Annotated in this window: 19 protein-coding genes; 10 read left to right on the top strand and 9 right to left on the bottom strand. The window is 69.4% G+C overall.

The features are described from left to right. Positions 1–16 precede the first annotated feature (16 nt). Positions 17–769, bottom strand: a complete 753-nt coding sequence (locus tag HOV77_RS26535) for a CDP-alcohol phosphatidyltransferase family protein (protein ID WP_290866270.1) — start codon at positions 767–769, stop codon at positions 17–19. Between the two features lie 17 nt (positions 770–786). Between HOV77_RS26535 and HOV77_RS26530 the strand changes: the two genes are divergently transcribed. Genes HOV77_RS26530 through HOV77_RS26520 form a run of 3 tightly spaced genes read left to right on the top strand, consistent with a single transcriptional unit; the run spans position 787 to position 3,144 of the window. Further along, positions 787–1,794 (top strand): zinc-binding alcohol dehydrogenase, encoded by a 1,008-nt coding sequence (locus HOV77_RS26530; RefSeq protein WP_290866268.1) that lies wholly within the window; start codon positions 787–789, stop codon positions 1,792–1,794. 1 nt (position 1,795) lies between these two features. Then, complete coding sequence (locus tag HOV77_RS26525) at positions 1,796–2,194, top strand: 6-carboxytetrahydropterin synthase (RefSeq protein WP_290866266.1); 399 nt, start codon at positions 1,796–1,798, stop codon at positions 2,192–2,194. Next, complete coding sequence (locus HOV77_RS26520) at positions 2,191–3,144, top strand: glycosyltransferase family 4 protein (RefSeq protein WP_290866264.1); 954 nt, start codon at positions 2,191–2,193, stop codon at positions 3,142–3,144. Before HOV77_RS26525 ends, HOV77_RS26520 begins: the two co-directional genes overlap by 4 nt. Here HOV77_RS26520 and HOV77_RS26515 read toward each other — a convergent pair whose 3' ends face one another. The 4 genes from HOV77_RS26515 to HOV77_RS26500 all read right to left on the bottom strand — a co-directional run bounded on the left by HOV77_RS26515 (position 3,145) and on the right by HOV77_RS26500 (position 6,875). Then, positions 3,145–3,762, bottom strand: a complete 618-nt coding sequence (locus tag HOV77_RS26515) for a hypothetical protein (protein ID WP_290866262.1) — start codon at positions 3,760–3,762, stop codon at positions 3,145–3,147. Between the two features lie 2 nt (positions 3,763–3,764). Beyond that, positions 3,765–4,742, bottom strand: a complete 978-nt coding sequence (locus HOV77_RS26510; RefSeq protein WP_290866260.1) for an aldo/keto reductase — start codon at positions 4,740–4,742, stop codon at positions 3,765–3,767. Positions 4,743–4,773: 31 nt separating this feature from the next. Further along, positions 4,774–6,357 carry a Na+/H+ antiporter gene (locus tag HOV77_RS26505; RefSeq protein ID WP_290866259.1) on the bottom strand — a complete coding sequence of 528 codons (1,584 nt, stop codon included), beginning with the start codon at positions 6,355–6,357 and terminating at the stop codon, positions 4,774–4,776. 68 nt (positions 6,358–6,425) lie between these two features. Then, the gene (locus HOV77_RS26500) at positions 6,426–6,875 is read right to left on the bottom strand and encodes a YdeI/OmpD-associated family protein (RefSeq protein ID WP_290866258.1); all 450 of its coding nucleotides are present in this window, start codon (positions 6,873–6,875) and stop codon (positions 6,426–6,428) included. A 168-nt stretch (positions 6,876–7,043) separates the two neighbouring features. Here HOV77_RS26500 and HOV77_RS26495 point away from each other — a divergent pair, with 168 nt between their 5' ends. From HOV77_RS26495 to HOV77_RS26475, 5 genes are all read left to right on the top strand, one after another. After that, on the top strand, positions 7,044–7,943 hold the full coding sequence (locus tag HOV77_RS26495) for a lysylphosphatidylglycerol synthase transmembrane domain-containing protein (protein WP_290866257.1): 900 nt from the start codon (positions 7,044–7,046) through the stop codon (positions 7,941–7,943). Further along, a complete protein-coding gene (locus HOV77_RS26490) occupies positions 7,936–8,640 on the top strand; it encodes a dihydrofolate reductase family protein (protein WP_290866256.1) in 705 nt (234 codons plus the stop codon). The genes HOV77_RS26495 and HOV77_RS26490 overlap by 8 nt, the downstream gene beginning before the upstream one ends. An 11-nt stretch (positions 8,641–8,651) precedes the next feature. Continuing rightward, positions 8,652–9,257, top strand: coding sequence for a GTP cyclohydrolase II (gene ribA, locus HOV77_RS26485; RefSeq protein ID WP_290866349.1), 606 nt, complete (start codon positions 8,652–8,654; stop codon positions 9,255–9,257). Positions 9,258–9,320: 63 nt separating this feature from the next. After that, a complete protein-coding gene (locus HOV77_RS26480) occupies positions 9,321–10,922 on the top strand; it encodes a sulfatase (protein WP_290866254.1) in 1,602 nt (533 codons plus the stop codon). A gap of 68 nt (positions 10,923–10,990) precedes the next feature. Continuing rightward, positions 10,991–11,962 (top strand): proline racemase family protein, encoded by a 972-nt coding sequence (locus HOV77_RS26475; protein WP_290866252.1) that lies wholly within the window; start codon positions 10,991–10,993, stop codon positions 11,960–11,962. Positions 11,963–12,067: 105 nt separating this feature from the next. Here the strand turns inward: HOV77_RS26475 and HOV77_RS26470 are convergent, their stop codons facing one another. Next, the gene (locus HOV77_RS26470; RefSeq protein ID WP_290866250.1) at positions 12,068–13,198 is read right to left on the bottom strand and encodes a winged helix DNA-binding domain-containing protein; all 1,131 of its coding nucleotides are present in this window, start codon (positions 13,196–13,198) and stop codon (positions 12,068–12,070) included. 23 nt (positions 13,199–13,221) lie between these two features. Between HOV77_RS26470 and HOV77_RS26465 the strand changes: the two genes are divergently transcribed. Both HOV77_RS26465 and HOV77_RS26460 read left to right on the top strand, forming a co-directional pair. Further along, positions 13,222–13,587 (top strand): phosphotransferase, encoded by a 366-nt coding sequence (locus HOV77_RS26465; RefSeq protein WP_290866248.1) that lies wholly within the window; start codon positions 13,222–13,224, stop codon positions 13,585–13,587. A 398-nt stretch (positions 13,588–13,985) separates the two neighbouring features. Further along, on the top strand, positions 13,986–14,861 hold the full coding sequence (locus HOV77_RS26460) for an ATP-grasp domain-containing protein (protein ID WP_290866246.1): 876 nt from the start codon (positions 13,986–13,988) through the stop codon (positions 14,859–14,861). On the opposite strand, the gene HOV77_RS26455 is transcribed toward HOV77_RS26460, so the two are convergent. The 3 genes from HOV77_RS26455 to HOV77_RS26445 are packed head-to-tail and all read right to left on the bottom strand — an operon-like array spanning position 14,842 to position 19,671. Beyond that, complete coding sequence (locus HOV77_RS26455) at positions 14,842–17,961, bottom strand: DUF87 domain-containing protein (protein ID WP_290866244.1); 3,120 nt, start codon at positions 17,959–17,961, stop codon at positions 14,842–14,844. The two genes, HOV77_RS26460 and HOV77_RS26455, sit on opposite strands and share 20 nt — an antisense overlap. Further along, positions 17,958–18,596: a hypothetical protein gene (locus tag HOV77_RS26450; protein ID WP_290866242.1), complete on the bottom strand. Its 639-nt coding sequence runs from the start codon at positions 18,594–18,596 to the stop codon at positions 17,958–17,960. The genes HOV77_RS26455 and HOV77_RS26450 overlap by 4 nt, the downstream gene beginning before the upstream one ends. Continuing rightward, a complete protein-coding gene (locus HOV77_RS26445) occupies positions 18,586–19,671 on the bottom strand; it encodes a DUF559 domain-containing protein (RefSeq protein WP_290866240.1) in 1,086 nt (361 codons plus the stop codon). The genes HOV77_RS26450 and HOV77_RS26445 overlap by 11 nt, the downstream gene beginning before the upstream one ends. Positions 19,672–19,982 lie beyond the last annotated feature (311 nt).

Raw genomic sequence — 19,982 nt, 5'->3', positions numbered from 1 at the left:
GAGCGTACAAGCCGACTCATGTCGAGGTGCGGACCAGCGGGCGGCCGTCCCAGGCGCGGGCCGGCTCGGCGGGGAAGGCGAGCGGCCCGAGCCGACTCAGTGCCGGGAAGCGGCGGGCGGCGAGCCAGACGACGTCCCGCCCGAACGATTCGAGGAGCAGTGCCAGGGACAGGCCCAACGCGGTGAGGACCAGCCAACGCGGGAACAGGCCCGAGACGGCGCAGACGAGGACGATGCCTTGGACGGCCGCCACGACCTTCCGCCAATATCGGTAGGGCACCGAGCCGCCCAGCCAGGGGAGAAGCCACCCGGCGACGGCGTACAGGTAGCGCATGAGGCCGATGAGCATCACCCAGCCGCCGACCGACCGGCCGACGTAGACGGCCAAGACGAGCAGGAGGAAGGCGTCGACCTCCATGTCGAACCGCGCGCCGAGCGGCGAGTCCGTCCCGGTACGCCGGGCGACCCAGCCGTCGATCGCGTCGAGGATCAGGGCGAGCGTCGCCGTCCAGACGATCACCCACACCGGGCCCGGGACGGCGACCGACATCGCCAGCACCCCGCCGACGAGAGCCGAGCGCGCCAGCGTGATCCGGTCGGCCGGGCCCAGCGAGGCTGAGCCGAATCCCCAGGTCAGCAGGCCCGCCAGCGCCACGGCATAGGAGCCGCCGAGCGCCCAGCCGAGCACGGTCAGCCCGACCGTGGCGGAAAGTCCGCCAAGCAGACCGACGTGGACGGCGAGCCCTGTCACCGGTCCGGTACGCATCATCGGCACAATCATCAATTATGGGGACTGGCACAGCACGCGCTTTCTGGGTGCGTACGCCCGGGGTCGGGGAGATCCGCGAGGAACCGCTCCCACCTCGGGGCGGGGACGACGTCGAAGTCCGGACGCTCTACTCCGGCGTCAGCCGGGGCACGGAGACCCTGGTCTTCCGGGGCGAGGTGCCCCCCGACCAGTACGCCCGCATGCGCGCCCCGTTCCAGGCGGGCGACTTCCCGGCGCCGGTGAAGTACGGCTACCTCACCGTGGGCGTGATCGAGGCGGGCCCGGACGTCGGGGCAACGGTGTTCGCCCTGCATCCCCACCAGACTCGGTACGTCCTGCCGAGGAGTGCCGTGGTGGAGGTTCCCCCGCAGGTAGATCCGAAACGTGCGGTGCTGGCGGGCACGATCGAGACGGCAGTGAACGCGCTGTGGGACACCCCGCCGCTGGTCGGCGACCGGGTCACGGTGATCGGCGCGGGCATGGTCGGCTGCGGGCTCGCCGCCGTCGTCGCCAAGATCCCCGGTGTCGACGTGGAACTCGTCGACGTCGACGAGGGTAAGCGGCCCGTCGTGGCACGGTTGGGGGTCCGCTTCGCGACGCCGGGCCAGGCGCGTACCGGCCGGGACCTGGTCTACCATGCGAGCGCGACGCAGGCGGGACTGCGTACGGCGCTCGAGGTGGTTCGCGACGAGGGCACGATCACCGAACTGAGCTGGTACGGCGATCGCGAAGTGAGCCTCGGGCTCGGCGGAGTGTTCCACTCTGGACGGATCACCATCCGCAGCAGTCAGGTCGGCCGGGTCGCCCCGGCGCGCCGGGAGAGCCGCACCTACGGCGACCGCCTGCGCATCGCGCTCGACCTGCTCAAGGACCCGGTCTTCGACGCGCTGCTCGGCGGTGAGTCGCCGTTCGAGGAACTGCCCCAGGTCATGCCCCGCATCGCCGACGGCGAACTGCCCATGTGCCACGTGATCACCTACGACCACATTGCAGACGACGACATTGCAGACGACGAAGGAGAGTGAGATGTTCAGCGTCACGGTCCGGGACCACATGATGATCGCGCACAGCTTCCGGGGGGAGACCTTCGGACCGGCCCAGCGGCTGCACGGCGCGACCTTCGTCGTCGACGCCACCTTCAAGCGGTCCGATGTAGACAGTGACGGCGTCGTCGTCGACATCGCGCTGGCGGCGGACACCCTCAAGCAGATCGTCGGGGCATACCACCTGCGCAATCTCGACGAGCTGCCCGAGTTCACCGGACTGAACACCACCACCGAGGTGCTCGCCCGAGCCATCGCGGATCGGCTCGCCGACGGCGTCCACTCCGGACAGCTCGGCGAAACGGCGCGCGGTCTCAGCGGCATCGCGGTGACACTGCACGAGTCGCACATCGCTTGGGCCACCTACGAACGAGATCTATGACCGTCTACTTCGCAGTCCCGAACGACATCGACGCGACGCCCAGCGGCGGCAACATCTACGACCGTCGCGTGATCGACGGTCTCGGTGCCGACGAACTCACCGTCGCGGGCAGCTGGCCGCACCCCTCGCCCGCCGACCTCGAACGGCTGGACCAGGCGCTTTCGCTTCTGCCCGATCAGGCCACCGTCGTCGTCGACGGGCTCGTGGGCAGCGCCGCGCCCGCCGTGCTCGCCCGCCATCAGCAGCTGCGGCTGATCCTGCTGATGCACATGCCACTGTCCACACCGGAAGAAGAACAGGCGCTGCGAGCCACCCGCGCCGTCGTCACCACGAGCCAGTGGACCCGCCGGCTCCTCATCAGCTTGTACGCGTACCGCAGCGACCGGGTGCACGTGGCCGAGCCCGGGGTGGACGCCGCGGCGGTCCATCCCGCGACGGCAGCCGGATCGCGGCTGGTCTGCGTCGCGGCGGTGACGCCCGGCAAGGGCCACGACATCCTCGTCGACGCGCTCGCCACTCTCGACGATCTGGAGTGGACACTCGACTGTGTCGGCCCGCTCGATCGCGACCCCGCCTTCGTGGACGCTGTGGGCAAGCAGATCAACGCAGCCGGCTTGAGTGACCGGATCGTGCTCTGCGGTGTGCGTACCCGATGGGATGGTGATTTGCTCTGTCACGCGAGCCGGAGCGAGACCTACGGCATGGTGATCGCGGAGGCGCTGGCGCGCGGCATGCCGGTGGTGGCCACGGACGTCGGCGGCGTGCCGGAGGCCTTGGGGCGCGGCGGTCTGCTCGTGCCGCCCGACGATCCCGCCTCGTTCGCACGGGCCGTGCGTGCCTGGCTCACCGACCCGCACGTACGCACGGACCTGCGCACGGCCGCGTTGGCCCGCCGGGCGACGTTGACCGGCTGGGACGAGACCGTACGCAGATTCGCGGCAGCGCTGTGACTAGAGCGACGCGAGTGCGGTGGGCGTCGCGCCGGGCCACGTCGCGGTGAGCGTCGCGCCCTCGACCGGAGTGCCGACGACGCGGACGACGTGGAGTTCGGCGCCATCCGTCACGACGCGGGCCGGATCGCCGTCGACGACCTCGCGGACGACGGTGATGCGCGCCGCGACGGCGCCGGGAAGCCCTCTGCCGCGCACCGTCATCGAGGGCTCGCGCCGCTGCTGCTGACCGTGCTCGTCCTCGACGTACTCCTCGGCCTCGGTCCCGCCGGAGACGATGGCGGCGGCCAGGACGGCGGCGTAGACCGGATCGCCGACCGCGTCGTAGATCCACCGAGTTCCGAGGACCGAGTGCTCCGACGTGCCCAGCAGGTACGCCTCGCCGCCGGGCAGCGGCGCGCCCCGATAGGTCAGCGGGACGTGGTAGACGGGACCCTCGGTAGCGCGCACAAGAATGATCTCGACGCCGACTTCGCCGGCCGGGTCGTCGAAGCGGCAGGCCGCGACGCGGTCCACGGGCGCTCCGACCGGTCCCTGGAACCAGGACCGGCCGGGCAGCCAGGCGTTGATCAAATCGAGTTTGGACGGATGAAGTTCCGCCCGGTAGACGACGGCCATGGCTAGTACCGGCCTCCTTCCGGGGTGGGCAGCGCGTCGAGTTCGGCGAGGTCTTCGGCAGTGAGCCGGAGGTCCGCCGCACCCGCGTTGTCGGCCAGATACTTGGGGGTCTTGGTGCCAGGGATCGGGATCACCCGGTCGCCCTGCGCGAGGACCCAGGCCAGCGCGACCTGCGCCGGGCTCGCCCCGACGCGGTCGGCGACCGCCTGGACCCGGCCGACGATGGTGAGGTTGGCCCGCAGCGCGTCCTGCTGGAAGCGGGGCAGCCGCCGCCGGAAGTCGTCGGCGGGCAGGTCGTCGAAGGACGAGACGCGCCCGGCGAGGAAGCCGCGGCCGAGCGGGGAGAACGGCAGGAACGCGATGCCCTCGCGCTCGCAGTGGGGCAGCACCTCGGCCAGCGGATCGCGCGTCCACAGCGACAGTTCGGACTGAACGGACGCGACCGGGTGCACGGCCTGCGCGCGTCGGATCTCGTCCACCGTCACCTCGGACAGGCCGATCTGCCGGACCTTGCCGGCCGCCACGGCCTCCGCCATCGCGCCCCAGGTCTCCTCGATCGGGACGTCGGGATCGACTCGGTGCAGCTGGTACAGGTCCACGTGATCGGTGCCGAGCCGGCGCAGGCTCGCGTCGACGGCCTGGCGGACGTACTCGGGACGGCCGTTGCGACCGTAGTTGGGCGAGGTGCCGGTCGACGAGCTGCCGTCGCTGGGCACGAGGCCGACCTTGGTGGCCAGCACCGCCCGCCCCCGGTACGCCCCGGCGAGCGCCCGGCCGACGAGTTCCTCGTTCGTGTACGGGCCGTAGACGTCGGCGGTGTCGATCAGGGTGACGCCAAGGTCCAACGCCTGACGGATGACGCCGATCGACGTCTCGTCGTCTCGGTTGGCGGGGTCGTCGTAGGCGTGGCTCATTCCCATGCACCCGAGGCCGACGACGCCGACCTCGGGACCTTCGGTTCCCAACGTGGTGGTGCGCATGTGATCACCCTATGCGAGGTGCCTGACGTGGCTAATCGAGGGCCTCGCGCCGGGTCAGCCGCACTTCCTCCAGATCGAGCCGCGTCTGCACGTCGCGCAGTACGCCGTCGTCGATGCTGCCGTCGTCGCGCAACCGCACGACGGTCGCCCGCTTGGCGGCCAGCACGGCCAGCTTGAGCTCGGTGTACTGCTGGTCGTACGTCAGGGCGGGCTGGTCGTCGGCGTCGGGCTCGGCCGCCCGCAGCACTCGCAGGTGCTTCTCGTACTCGTGGCGCAGCCGGTCGACAACCTTGCCCTCGACGCCGAGATCGTCGGCGATCCGGGGCATCGCCGCGAGCGCCTCCTCGGTCGCGGTGGTCTCCGCGAGATGGCGTTCCTGGGCGGGCGAGGTGTCCGCCGGGAGGTGCGCCCAGCGTACGACGCGGGGCAGGAGGAGGGCCTGGGCCAGGGTCACCACGATGACCCCGGTCGTGACGAAGATGATCATGTCCCGGTTCGGGAACGGCTCGCCCGACGCCATCATCCGGGGGATCGCGAGCGCGGCGGCGAGCGAGACTGCGCCCCGGAAACCGGACAGGCTGCTGACGACGCGCGCCCGCGCGCCGACTCGGCGCAGCCGTTGCTGCGGACGCCGGTCGATCGCCCGGATCAGGTACGGCGTGGTGAACAGCCATAGGAACCGGGTGCCGATGACCACCGCCGAGATGATCGCCACCGCCCGCAGACCTTCGGTGAACGCAGTTCCGTCCTGGCTGCGTACGGCGTCTTGCACCTGCAGGCCGATCAGCACGAACAGCGTGCCGTTCAGCAGATAGGTCGCCATCGACCAGAACGCCTCGGCCTGCTGACGGGCTTCGGCCCGGATGACCCGAGGCCCGGCCTGCGACAGCCACAGTCCCGCCACCACGACCGCCAGTACGCCGGACGCGTCGACGAGCTCGGCGAGCAGGAACGCCGAGAACGGCGTCAGGATCGTCACGACGTTGCCCAGCACCCGGTCGTCGACCCAGCGCCGGACCTGCACCGACAGCCAGCCCACGAGGGCTCCGGCCAGCGCCCCACCGGCGTACGCGACCAGGAAGAGCCAGCTCACATGCAGGGTGCTCAGGTGCTCCTCGCCGACGGTGACCCCGACGGCCAGCCCGTAGATGACCAGTGCCGTCCCGTCGTTGACGAGGCTCTCCGCACGCAGCACGGTCACTTGGCGGCGGGGCAACGCCCGGGCCAGTACGCCGACCGCCGTCGCGTCGGTGGGAGCGACCGCCGCGCCGAGGACCCAGGCCGGACCCCACGGCATCCCCAGCAGATGGGCCGCCCAGGCGACCGCGGCCGCCGTCGCGATCACCAGCGCGGTGCTGACCAGCATGATGACGCGGAGGTTGTTGCGGATCTCGCGCAGCGAGGTGGTGATGCTCTCCCAGTACAACAGGGCGGGCAGGAAGAGCAGCAGCACCATCTCGGGCGGCAGGTGCACCTCGCGGAGCGCCGGGATGAAGCCGAGCAGCACGCCGAAGCCGAGCAGCAGCACCGGCGGGGCGACCCCCGTACGCCGGGCCAGCAGGCCGCAGAGGAGCAGGCCGAGGCCGAGGAGCACGACGAGTTCGAGACCGAGCACGTGACCATCTTTCCGGTTCCGCTATCTCGGCCGGTCAGTGGGCCTGTTCGTCCCACTGGTAGGGCGCATCAGCGAGCGCGGCCCTCGGCGAGCGTCGCCACCGCCTTCTCGATCCGGCGCTGCCGGGTCTCGTCGGTCTTCGCGCCCGTCACCTGGGTGACGTGATACTTCTTCAGGCTCACCGACAGCCCGTCGAAGGTCTTGCGGGCGGCCGGCACGGCGTCCAATGCCGACGCCAGATCGGCGGGGACGTCGACCTGCCGCGGGGCGGTGTCGACGACCACCTCCACGTCGAGCGTGTCTCCGGCGGCGACTCCGGCCGCGGCGCGTACGTCCGCGCTGACCGGGATCAGGTACCGGCCGCCCATCGGCGCGATCGTGGTCTCGTAGGTGTAGCCCCGGATGGTGGCGCGCACCGCCGGGCGCTTGCCCGCGCCGAGCCCGTCAACCACTTCATCGGGCACCACGATGCCGGTGGCGGTCTTGCCGTGGAGCTCGAGGACGGCCTGGAAGTTCATGACGATCACCCTTCGTTCCGTAGCGCTTGTGTTCGGTAAGACGGGCCGGCTCGGGAAAACTCATCGGCGGAATCCGGACGGCCGGGCGGAAAATCCCGGCGCGCCGGGCGTACCGGCGGTCCGGCCATGTTTAGTCCTAGCACGGGCGGCGGTAGTTAGGGTGGGTGGATGACCGCGTCCAGATCGAGCCGCCGCTTCTGGGGGTGGGCTCGCGCGATCGGCGGCCTCGCGCTGCTCGCCGTGCTCGGCTGGCGGGTCGGCGCCGGGCCCTTTCTGGCCGGCGTACGCCGAATCGATGCGACCGCGCTGGGCGTGGCGATCGCGGTCGGCGCGGTGACGACGGTGTGCTCGGCGTGGCGCTGGCACCTGGTGGCGGCGCGACTCGGCGTACGCCTCCCGCTTCCGCGCGCGATAGCCGCGTACTACCGGGCGCAGTTCCTCAACACGACGCTGCCCGGGGGCATCGCGGGCGACGTCCATCGGGCTGTCCGGCATGGACGGTCGATCGGCGACGTCCGGCTCGGAGTGCGATCGGTGGCGGTGGAGCGGATCGCCGGTCAAGCGGTGATCGCCGTGCTCGGCGTCTTGCTGCTGGCGTTCTTTCCGTCCCCAGTACGCACCTACGCCCGGTACGCCGTCCTCCCGCTCGCCGTGCTGGCCGCCGTCCTGCTGTGGCGTCAGCGCCGGAGGGCAGTTGACATGCGGACTGACCTGCCGTGGCTGGCGATGGCGGGGCTGTCGGCGGTGATCCTCGCCGGGCACCTGACCACGTTCGTCGTCGCCGCCCGGACGGCGGGCGCGACCGCGTCGCTGGACCGCCTGCTCCCGCTGACCGTGTGCGCGTTGCTCGCCATGATGCTGCCGCTCAACCTGGCCGGTTGGGGACCTCGGGAAGGCGTCGCCGCCTGGGCCTTCGGCGCGGCCGGGCTCACCGCCGCTCAGGGCGTCGCGACCGCGGTGACGTATGGCGTACTGGGGTTGGCGGCGTGCCTGCCGGGCGCAGTGGTGCTGCTGGCCCGGGTACTCCGACCGTCTACTTCGGAGGCGGTGGTGGTCGCTCATGGCTGACCGCCCGTACATCCTGCTCAGTTGCAGCATGTCGATCGACGGTTACCTCAGCGGGCCGACCGAGGACCGGTTGCTGCTGTCCAACGAGGCCGACTTCGACCGGGTCGACGCCGTACGCGCGGCCCACGACGCGATCTTCGTCGGCGCGACGACGATAAGGCATGACAATCCACGGCTGCTGATCCGTTCGGGCGACCGGCAGCAGGAGCGCGTACGCCTGGGCCTGCCGTCGAGCCCGATGAAGGTGACGGTCACCGGGTCGGCTCTGCTGGACCCGGACGCGGCGTTCTTCACTGCGGGCGACGCGGAGAAACTCGTGTACTGCCAGAGCGACGCCGTCAGCGAGGCGAAGTCCCGGTTGGGCGGCTGCGCCACGATCGTCGACGGCGGGCAGCCGGTCGATCTGCGGGCGCTGACCGAAGACCTCTACGCGCGCGGCGTACGCCGGCTGATGGTCGAGGGCGGCGGCACCGTGCACACCCAGTTCCTCACCGCCGATCTGGCCGACGAGTTGCACCTGGTGGTGGCCCCGTTCTTCGTGGGCGACTCGCGGGGGCGGCGGTTCGTCGGCGACGGCAGTTTCCCCTTCCACCCCGGACGCCGGGCCGCCCTCGCCGAGGTACGCCAGATCGGCGACGTCGTGCTGATGCGGTACGCCCTCTCGCCGCGCTGCGACGTGTCCGGGGGGTTGCCGTGACGCTGCAAGAGATCCCGCCTGCGGAGGTGAGAACCGAAGTCACGGTGCCGTTGCGCTTCGCCGACGGCTACACCACCATGGCCCGGGTCTTCTCGTTCGCCGGGCTGGTCGACGCCCGGGAACACGTCGCGCTGCGGCTCGGCGCGCTCGTCCCGGGCGAGGCTCCGCTGGTGCGCCCGCACAGCGAATGCCTGACCGGCGACGTGTTCGGCAGCCAGCGCTGCGACTGCGGCCCGCAGCTGCGCGAATCGGCCGAGCGGATCAGCGCCGCCGGGGGATACCTGCTCTACCTGCGGCAGGAGGGCCGGGGCATCGGCCTGTACGCCAAACTCGAGGCGTACACGTTGCAGGACGCCGGACTGGACACCTATCAGGCGAACCTGGCGCTCGGCCACGCCGAGGACGAACGGGACTACACCGTGGCCGCCCAGATGCTGCACGCGCTCGGCGTGAACCGGATCGCCTTGCTCAGCAACAATCCCGACAAGGCTTCGCAGCTCGCCCGGCTCGGGATCGCCGTCACCGAGCACGTGCCGACCGGCGTGCACCTTTCCGCTGCCAACGCGGGGTACCTGGCGGCCAAGGCTCGGCTGGGCGGGCACACGATCTTCGGCTGACCGCTCTCCCCGGTTGGTCGGGCAGCTCGCGCGCGTCCGGGGCTGGCCTGCGATGATGACGGTGTGCGCATCCGGCGTCCGCTGACGGTCGGGGCGGCGGTCGTCGCCGTTCTGGTACTGGTCGGCCTGCTGCTCGCCCCCGATGAGGTACGCCGTCTCAGTCCGGCGGCGTTTCTGCGTATCCCGATCGACCTGCTCGTCGGGCTCGGGCTGATGCTGGTGCTGCCACCGAAGGCCCGCCGCATCGCGGTTCCCGTCGTCGGCGGGCTGCTGGGCGTACTCGTCGTCCTCAAGATCCTGAGCCTCGGCTTCTCCACCGTGCTCAACCGGCCCTTCGACCCCGTCGCCGACTGGGCCTTCCTCGGCTCGGGCGCGACGTATCTCCGCCTGGCCAACGGCCGCACGATCGAGATCGTCGCGATCATCGGTGCGGTGGGACTCGGTCTGCTGGTCCTCGCGCTGGCGGTGGTGGCGTTCCGCAACCTGGCCAAGGTGTCGGTCGCCCACCGCACCCCGGCCGCGGTTGTGCTCGGCGTACTCGCCGTCGGGTGGGTGGTCTTCGCGATCACCGGCGCACAGCTGGTCACGACCGTTCCGGTCGCCGCTCGTGACGGCTACGACCGCGTACGCCAAGTCGACGAAGGCATCAAAGACCAGCGCGAATTCGTCGCCACGCTGAAGTCGGACCGATTCCGCGACGTCCCTGGTGATCGGCTGCTCACCGGGCTGCGCGGCAAGGACGTCGTGGTCGCCATCATCGAGAGCTATGGGCGTACCGCGCTCGACCGGCCCGAGCTCGCGCCGCAGATCGACCAGGTCCTTGCCGACGGCACCGCTCGCCTGGCCCACGCCGGGTACGCCGCGCGCAGCGGATTCCTCACCTCCCCGGTCGTCGGCGGCGGGAGCTGGCTGGCCGATTCGACGCTGCTGTCCGGACTCTGGGTGAACAACCAGCAGCGCTACACCACGCTGACCCACAGCGACCGGCTCACGTTGACCTGGGCGTTCACCAAGACCGGTGGCCGGGCCGTCGCCGTCATGCCCGCAACTGTCGGCGACTTCACCGAGGCCGGCTTCTTCGGCTACGACCAGGTGTACGCCGCGAAAGACCTCGCCTACAAAGGTCCCCTGTACGCCTTCGCGATGATGCCCGACCAGTACACGCTGTCGCAGTTCCAGCAGCGGGAACGGGCCAAGACCGCACGGCCGCCGGTGCTGGCGGTGATCCCGCTGATCTCCAGCCACGCGCCGTGGGAGCCGGTGGCGACCCTGCGCGACTGGGACAAGGTCGGCGACGGTTCCACGTTCGAGGAAAAGTCCGGCGCCGGCGACTCGGCCGACCTGGTGATCCAGCGTGACCCGGCTCGCCTGCGCGCCGACTACCGTACTGCGATCACGTATTCGCTGGAGACACTGATCTCCTATGTGGAGACATATGGCGATGACAACCTGGTGCTGGTGTTCCTCGGCGACCACCAGCCGGCGCCCGCCGTCACCGGGCCCGACGCCGGTCACGACGTGCCCATCACGATCGTCGCCCGCGACCGGACCGTCCTCGACCGCACGGCCTCCTGGGGCTGGACCGACGGACTGCGTCCCGCCGCCGACGCCCCGGTCTGGCCGATGGATCAGTTCCGCGACCGCTTCCTGACGGCGTTCTCCTGACGTCTGCGTCAGTGTCCCGGCCTGGGAGAACTCCCCGACGGCCGGTGCTGGTGAATATGCTGACCGGCATGGATCACGGCGTTGTGCGTACCGTCGACTATCACACGGGCGGTGAGCCCTTCCGGATCGTGACCGACCCGGGGCCGATCGCGGGGGAGAGCGTCGCGGCCCGGCGGGTGACGGCGATGATCGACCCGCGCGTGGACGGGCTGCGGCGGCTGCTGTGTTTCGAGCCGCGCGGGCACGCGGACATGTACGGCGGTTTTCTCGTGCCGCCGGACGACGACGGCGCGCATCTGGGTGTGCTGTTCTGGCACAAGGACGGCTTCTCCACGGCATGTGGGCACGGGACCATCGCGCTCGGCGCGTGGGCCGTCCGAAGTGGATTCGTACCGTCCACGGGCGACCGGACCGATGTCGTCATCGACGTCCCTTCTGGACGGGTCACTGCCCGGGTGCACGCCGATGGGCGAGTGGACTTCGTGAATGTGCCCAGCTACCTCATCGCGCGAGGCGTCGAGGTCGGGAAGTATCGCGTCGACGTCAGCTTCGGCGGGGCGATCTACGCTCAGATCAATGTGGACGCGTTGGGCTTGTCAGTCACACCTGAGTCCTATCAGGACCTGATCGCGATCGGCCGCGAGATCAAATGGGCGCTGAACGACAGCCCGATCGCCCGGCATCCCGGCGACGACCGGCTCAGCGGCGTCTACGGCACGATCCTCTACGAAGAGCTAGGCCCGCTGCATCAGCGCAACGTCACGATCTTCGCCGACGGTGAGCTGGACCGTTCGCCGTGCGGCTCCGGCACTGCCGCGCGCGTCGCCACACTCGCCGCGACGGGGCAGCTGAGCGCCGGGCAGACCTTCGTGCACGACTCGATCGTGGGTTCGCGGTTCACCGCCGTCATCGAGGCGGAGACCACTGTGGACGGTTTCGCCGCCGTTGTGCCGTGCATCACCGGGACGGCGTACCCGACCGGCGAGCACACCTTCTTCGTCGATCCCGCCGACGATCTGCCCGGCTTCGTGCTGCGATGATCCCATCGACCCTTTCGCGTTGATCATGAACCTATGGTCCCGCTCGTCCGGCGTGTCGCGTCCCTGGCACCCTGATCGACTCCCGGAGCGGGTGATCGAGTTCGGTCACGCATGGGGGCCGACGGTCACCTTGTCGATCGTCAGCGACGGCTTCAGCCCAAGAATCTCGCCGACCCGATCCGCCTGCTCCTCAAGCTCCTTGCGCTGTGCAGTCGTCAACGCAGTGAGGGGATCGACCGTGATGGCGACCTTCTTCCCGGACCTCTTCTGGTGCCAGACTCCGGCGACGACGCCGTCGACGAGGAGTACCGGGTGGTTGCCGGCCTGGCTCCCGGCCAGCGCCCGCTTCGCCGCCTCGCCCGGGAACAGCAGCTCGCGAGGCTGGCCGCCGACGGCGTACGCGTCGAAGTGGGGTAACAGGCGCACGCCGGTGGCAGCGGCCGGAAACTCCATGTCCCCGCGGTTCACCCAGGCGGCGACGCCTTCGAGGGAGACTTCCTCGACGTCGCCGTCTGCGAAAACGGCGGCAGCCCAGCGCGGCGGTGCGGCGAGCCAGCGCGCGAAGTGCTGGGGTGCCGCCGGGCCATATGCGTACAAGTAGCTGTGCAGTAACCAGGCAGTCGACTCGGCGGCCGGGGCGGGCGTGAAGCCCGGCAGCCAGCGAGCGGGATTGGTGTAAGTGACGTTGCGGCCCTTGTTCGGGCCGAAGCACAATGCGCCGCGATGGGCCGCAAGGTGGGTGATCTGCCGCCACCGGGGCCAGAGCGTCTGGAAGGCGGGCATCACCGGCTCGACCGCCCACGCCCCGACCCGTACGCCGAGTGCCGCAGTCAGCTCGTCCACGGTGAACTCGCCTTCGGCGAGGATTGCCCCGATGGCCGTGATCAGCTCCTCGGCCTGTTCCGGCGTCACGCGTACGCCCGCAGCGAAGGGGCTGGCCGAGGGGATCGCACCGAGAGCGCCGCACCAGCGCGCCAAATCCTCCGTCGGCAGGAGGTGCACCGTGCCCCGCGGGCCGAACGTCTTGACCAGCGTCCGGTCGGACCACAACGCGTCCTGCACGTCTTGCCGCGTACCGCCGTCGAGCCGGAGGCCGATCGAGAGCTCGGCCGCCGAGAGCACTTGGGCGTGCGTACCGCACATCGCCCGCGCGGCTGTCGCGACGTCGGCCACGGGCGTGGTCAACCCGTGCCGCTCCAGCCGCCGTCCGCTGACGAATCCCCAAGACACGCTCATTTCGCGACTGTATCTTCGGCGGAATGATCTTCGAAGGCTCCGACCAAGAAATCCTGCGTGGCGGAGTCAACGCCGTGGTCCGTCGCGGAGCGCTGCTGCACCGCCCGGCCGGTCCGGAACCGGCCGAGGTCGTCTGCCACAGCGACGCCGCCCCGTACAACACGGTGTTCCGCTCGGGTCATCCGGTGGCCCTGATCGACTTCGACACAGCGCATCCCGGCCCCCGAGTCTGGGACGTCGCGTACGCCGTCTATCGGTTCGTGCCACTCGGCGGCCCGGCCAATCATGACCGTCGCGGCACCGTTGCCGAAGGGCACGCCGACCTTTACGACGCCGATGCGGCGTACGCGCGCGAGCATGCCGCCGACTGGGCCGCCGCGTTGCGGTGATCACCCGCCCGGGGAGTCGATCAGGGTGCTGGGGATACGACACGCCGGTCGAACGGAACCCTAGGTTCATGATCAACGCGAAGGGGGGACGGGGAGCGGCTCATGATCATCGACGCCGATCCGCGCGACGCCTGGTCGCGGGGCCCGCGCTGCTGTGCCCGCCGGACGGCGACGTGGTGGCTGCCCTGGACGCCGCCGCAGGCCTGCTGATCTATCCTTAGTGGATTACCGCCGGAGGCCCCTCGTGATGCTTGTTCTGTTTGTACTGCTGGCGACCCTTGTCGTCCTCGGCGGCATCGCGGCCGGCGTCGTCGTCCTCGTCATGTCCCTGCGCCGGAAATGACCTTCGACGCCGCCCGGCCCGCGCGTGTCGCGATCTGGAGACTACCGTGGTGGGGGTGTCCGCCCATACCGTCCTGTTCTGTGCCGATCCGCTGAGTCCTCGCCGCGTCGACCCGTACTTCGCCGACCAGGAAGCGCTCGTGCGCGAGTACGGCGGCGCAACGGCCTTCGTGGATCATGACGCCGTCCTCGCCGGCAACTCCGCCGCCGCCGTACGCCGGGTGCCGGCGGATGCCGGGCCGGTCTGGTATCGAGGCTGGATGATCCCCGCCGACCGGTACGCCGAGCTCGCCATCGCTCTCGCCGCCCACGGCACGCCACTCGTCGTCGAACCGGACGACTACCGCACGGCACACGAGCTGCCCGGCTGGTACGCCACCTTCGAATCCGTCACGCCGCAAAGCGTCTGGCTGCCGCGCGTACCCCTCGATCCGCCCAGCCGCGATGAAGTCGCCGAACTCGTCCGCCCGCTCGGCGACGGTCCGGCGATCGTCAAGGACTACGTCAAGTCGCGTAAACACGAGTGGGCAGAGGCTTGCTACATCCCGGATCTAGCCGATCTGGAGCACTGCGTACACGTCATCACCCGGATGGTCGAACTGCAGGACGACACCCTCCAAGGCGGCATCGTCGTACGCCGTTTCGAGGACTACGGCCGAAGCACCGGCCAAGCCGCCGAAGCTCGCGTCTGGTGGGTCCACACCGAGCCGGTCCTGGTCAGCGCGCATCCCGACACCCCCGAAGACGTGCCCCAGCCCGATCTCAGCGCAGTCGCCCCGCTCGTCGCCGCGCTCGGCTGCCGATTCGTCACCACCGACCTCGCCCAACGGGCCGACGGCGCATGGCGGGTGGTCGAGGTCGGCGACGGCCAGGTCAGCGACCTGCCTGCCGGTGGGGGAGCTGCGGCGCTGTTCAGCGCGCTCGCTGGATGACCTCCTCTTCCGTCAACGGCGATCGTGGATGGTGGCTCAAGCACATGGGTGTGTCGACCCGGATGAAGGAGAAGCCCTCGCCGGCGGCGTAGAACTGGCCGCTCTTGAGGATGCCGATGTCCGGTACGCGGCCGCTCTTGACCGCCGCAAGCTCCTTGGCCGCGTCGATCTGTGCCGGCGAGTTGAGCAACCCGAAGAACTGAGTAGTCGCGTTGCCTGAGATCTGATTGTGCAGTCCCTTGGGTGCCTGCGTCGCGAAGACCAGCCCCAATCCGTACTTCCGGGCCTGCGACGCGAGCGCGATCGTGCTCGCCGTGCACGGCGTACTGCCCGCGGACGGGGCCAGGGTCTGTGCTTCGTCCATCACGAACAGACCGCCCAACGGTCGATCGCCGGCCGGGTTCCGCTTGACCCAGGCGAAGAGTGCCATCTGGAGCTGGTTGACGAAGCTCTGCCGTTCTTCCTCCGATGGCAGTCCGACGAAACTAATCACCGAGATCCGCGCCCGCTTTCCCGGCGACGGCGTCAGCAAGGCTCCCGGATCTGCGGCAGTGCCGTCACCGCCGAACAGTGGATCGGTCACCATGGCCGCCTTGAGCGTCTCGGCCGCCTCCTCGGACAGTTTGTCGGCCTTGGCCATGGTGCTCACGCCGTCAGGCAGCTCAGCGAGGAAGTCGACGAACCCTCGCAGGCCGACGCGCGAGCCCCGGGCGTACGCCTGAAGCGCTTCGGTCAAGACCGCCTTGCCGTGTCTAGCTGCTCTGGTGGCAGCGGTGACCCCAGCCCGCGGCGCGAGCGCTTCGACGGCCGACCGGATCGCTTGATCAAGCTCGTCCGGCGATTCCCGGATCGACGCGAAATCGGGCAAGGGCTGGAAGGCCAGCGGCCGGCCGCCCATCACCCGTGGCGTCCACACGACGACTTCCGTGTCGGCCAGGTACGCCTGAGCACGCTCTGGATCAGCCGGTCCCCAGCCGTCCGGCCTCGACGGCCAGGCGTCCCCCAGCCGTGCGAGGTCGTTGTTGGGGTCGAGGACTATCGACGAGACCCCTTGCAATGCGCACTCCTCGACCAACCGGCGGATGAGGACGGTCTTGCCAGACCCGGAACCCGCGAAGATGACGCAGTGGCGGCGGAGCGACTCGAGGTCCACGGCGAACGGCTGCCCGTCGCTGGTGGTCTGGCCGAGCGGCACTGCGCCAGCCACGTCCGGCCGGTCGTCATCGAATGCCTGCCGTGCTGGATCGACGTCGCCGTCGGCTTCTTGTGCTGCTCTCCCGGTCGGCGCTGCTACTGATCGGGGGAGCACGTCGCGGAAGAAGGTGATCGAACCGGCCGGCCTGCGTTGGACCAGCCATTCCGTGAAGCCTGAATGACCCTCCTCGCGCATGCGCCGTAGCGCGTACAGCGTCCGAAGATCGTCTTCGGAGAATCCGTGCTCGACGCCACCCGCCGCACGGAACGCCTCCAGGATCTCCGATGTTCGCGGACCGGTCGGCCATGGCGTGTTCCGGAGGAGCACGAGCCGGCGCTGCGGCATCCGGATGTCGAGGCCGATCTTCGTGCACGCGGCTTTCACCCGGTTGATGACCGCGACCGCGTGGCTCTGCGACACGACTCGAAAGCCCCAGTGGGCTTCGTTCTCCGTGGCCTCGTCGAGTACCTCGACCAGGCGTCCGTGGAGCGGCGGCTTGGCTCCCGGCAGCGGATCGTGCTTGTACGTCGTTCCGGTCGGTGCCTGCTCGTCGATCCACGCGGCCAATCCGGCAGCGATCAGGGCCGGCATATGCTCGTCGACGGTCTGCGGGTCGAGAACCGACGACACGTCTGCCGCCGCGACGAGCTCGGCGAACCGCTGGTCGAGTGCCGGTGTGTCGACTGTCTTCGATGTGAGGTCCGAGCCCTCGTAGGTCAGTCCGTCGAAGCGATGCAGCTGCCTGATGTCATTGCCGGTCAGGCACGTCTGCACATGGCCGAAGGCTAGCTTGAGGAGATCTCGGGGGGAGTAGTTGACTGCGTCGCCGAAAGCTTCGGCGGCGATCGGCCAGGTCTCGTGGGGCGGGGTGAACCCCTCGTCGGCATAGGGCGTCGCGAAGCGTTTGGCGACGAGCGCCCGTCCGATGTCGGCAGTCGGGATCCGGTCGGGCAGGATCGCCAGCTGGATGCGGTCCATCACCGGCTTCGGCGCGTACGCCCGAAGCAACTCCCACGTGTCCGGCAAGCAGGAGATCACGATCAGGGTTCGCCGCGTCGAGTCGCGAAGGTTGAGCAGGCCGTCGGCGACGGGTGCGACGACCGACGCGGACTGCTCGTCGTGCCCCTCACGGTGGAGAAAGCTCGCGTTCGCCTGGGCGAACAGCGTGTCGACCTGGTCGACGGCGATGACGGTCGGGCACAGCGTCAGGGCGATCAACCGAGAGATGTCGCGGACGATGAGCTGCGGCGTACGCACGCTTGTCGAGAAGCCCCACGCAGTCCTGGCGGCCGGTTCGACTGGTTCAGACTGCAGGAAGGAGTAGCCGACGTCTTGATGATCGTAATCTTGCGATCCGTGGAGCACGAGGGCCCGCGCAGTGTCCTGGCACTGTCGTCCGACCTCGGGGTCGTGGTCGCGAAGAGCACGAAGGTAGGCGTCCAGACGCTCGCGCGTCAGCGGTAAGTCGCCGGCGACCGCGTCGCGTACGTCGGGTGGAAGTCCGAGCATCGGAGTCAACCGGCGATGGAACGTCTTGAGCTGTGAGCCCCAGCCGATGGCGTCGCGATCCAGCCCCTCGACCACACAGAGCGCTGTGCTTTCCCAGAACGTCTGGCCGTTGATGAGATTGACGAGGAAGAAGAAGCCGTCGTTGCGCTGTATGCGCTCGCGGACTGCCCCGAGCAGATGTGTCTTACCCGCCCCCGCCCGGCCTTGCATGGCTACCGTCATGGGCGTCGTGTTCTCGTTCCGGCGGGCTCGGCCGACTCCGCTCAGAATCTCGTCGACGACCCTCTCATGCAGTTCGGGCACGTCGTACGCCGAAGGCCGCCACACGTCGTCCGGCGTCGGAGCAGGATCGAAGGACAACGCGGCCAGCGCCGCCCGCTCGACCGGGTCGATCATGACCGCCCGATCGCGATGGCGTGGTTCTCCTCAGCCCCGATGCGTAACGCGCCCGCCCGGTCGCGGTCGGTGACGTTCTTGGTGTCCGCCACGGGAATGATCCGGACGTCGGCCAGTTTCGCCATCGCCTTCAGCGTTTCATCCTGCTGGGCGCGGTCCAGCGTCAGGCGCTCGCGGAGATCCGCGAGACCAACCCATGCCCCGGGCTCCCGGGCGAGGTCGGCGTACGCCTGGCGTACCAATGCCTGTGGATCCGCGTCGGCGGCTCGCTCGGTCGTCCGCTTGAAGAAATCCGCGTGGCTGACCTGCAGCCGGTCAAGCGAGCGGTTTACGTTGCCCAGCAACGTGAAGAGCGACCTGATGGCCGATCTGCCCTCCTTGGGCGGCGTTGTGGAGTGCAGGGAACGGACGACCGCCCAGCCCTTGTCCGTGAGCGTGTGCGAGAACGGCTTGTGGGTCCGGTCGGTCTCGACGAGGCCAAGCTTCTCCAGCTTCTTGTTGTTCTCCCCAGTCAGTGAGAATCCCGCCAGCTCGGTCAAATCCTTGTTGGTGAGCTCCCGTGCTTCGGCCATGAGGACGATCAACACGAGTATCTGGTTGGGGGTCAGCTTCGGCTGGGACTCCTCAGTCGGCATGATGCCTCATCTCCGGTATGCGGGCGCTCGATCGGCGCTGGATCAGGATCTGTTGAATCTGCTGGACCACGAACTGCACGTCGGTGAGAACACGCTCGTTGGGGAACCGCAAAACCTTGTGGCCGGCCGACTGCAGCCGGTTGTCGCGATCGCGGTCGTCGGCCCACTTGACGCGTTCTCGATGCTCGGCGCCGTCGATCTCGACGATCAGCTGCTCCTCCCGCCAGAAGAGGTCGAGCCGGTACGGGCGGGCGAGAACTCCCGTCTCGTAGACGCGGTTCCATTCCCGGCCCTGCGCCCAGGCGTGACGACGCAAGGCTCGCTCCAGGGTCTGCTCGGCGAGGCTGCCCGGGTGGGGCGAACCGCTGATCGGCGGATACGTGACGAGGAGCGGCGGTTCGGCCGGTTCCTCCACTGGCTCCGGCGCGGTGACGTCGAGGCGGGCGAGCTGCTCCGGGGCGGAGACTGGGCGGACGGCCACCCGGTCGCGGGTATGCGCCAGGTCGCCGGTCAACCACACGGCGTACCGACCTCGACCGGCCAGCCATTCGGCCGCGCCGAGCAGAGATCGCTCGGCCGGTTCAGTGAGACCCTCGGGAACCTCGATCATCACCGCTGTGTGCTCGCGCCCGTACGCCGCCGCGATCACCCGGGCCAGCCCAGCCGCTCTCACCTCGGCCGCGAACGGCGGCGCGGTGTCGGAGCTCCGTAGGCTTCGTTCGGCCAAGTCTATGAGGAACGGTCCGAAGTCGGCCGACGTCCTGGCGGTACGCATAGCGAGTGCGCGTACGGCTGCCAGTCCCAGCGTTCCGGAGCCGTCGAACCGCTCCGCACCAGGCAGCCATCGGGGATAGAGCGACATTGCCGCGCGATCGAGTTCGTCCAGTAACGTCCCGACCTGATCGCCGAACGAATCGGCGGCCGCTGGTCGGAACTGAACGAGCGCCGGCGCGTCCTCCGGCAGGGGATCCAGGCTGATCCGGATGACCTCTGGACTGCTCTCTGTCAGGAGCGTGACCTGCCGTGGAGCCAAGTCGCGCCACCACCGCACGGTGGTCTGCGTCCCGGGCGTCATGCGTTTGGACGGTACGGATGTGATGGGTTGATCACACTCCGCTGATCAGCGCAGCGCTGAATGTCCTTTCGGCCCTCATCGTTCTAGATTGCCGTCGGTCTCGGCCTGGCGGTCTAGACAGGAACCGCGGCATCTCGTCCCTGATGGAGATGGCACTTTCTCATGAGCTTGACCCCCTGGAAGGTGTCGTACCTTCGTTCTAATGTTGATCTGTGAACGGGGCATTGGCGCAGGCAGAGGCGGATGTCGCCGAGCTTGCTGCCGGTCCCCTGTGGACGTTGTCCGACGCGGAGATCACCGATGAGGTACGC

Source organism: Hamadaea sp., from assembly GCF_013362815.1.
In the GTDB taxonomy this organism is placed as follows: Bacteria; Actinomycetota; Actinomycetes; order Mycobacteriales; family Micromonosporaceae; genus Hamadaea.
The sequence above is the reverse complement of the archived record's forward strand: the minus strand, read 5'-3'. Positions and strand labels throughout refer to the sequence as shown.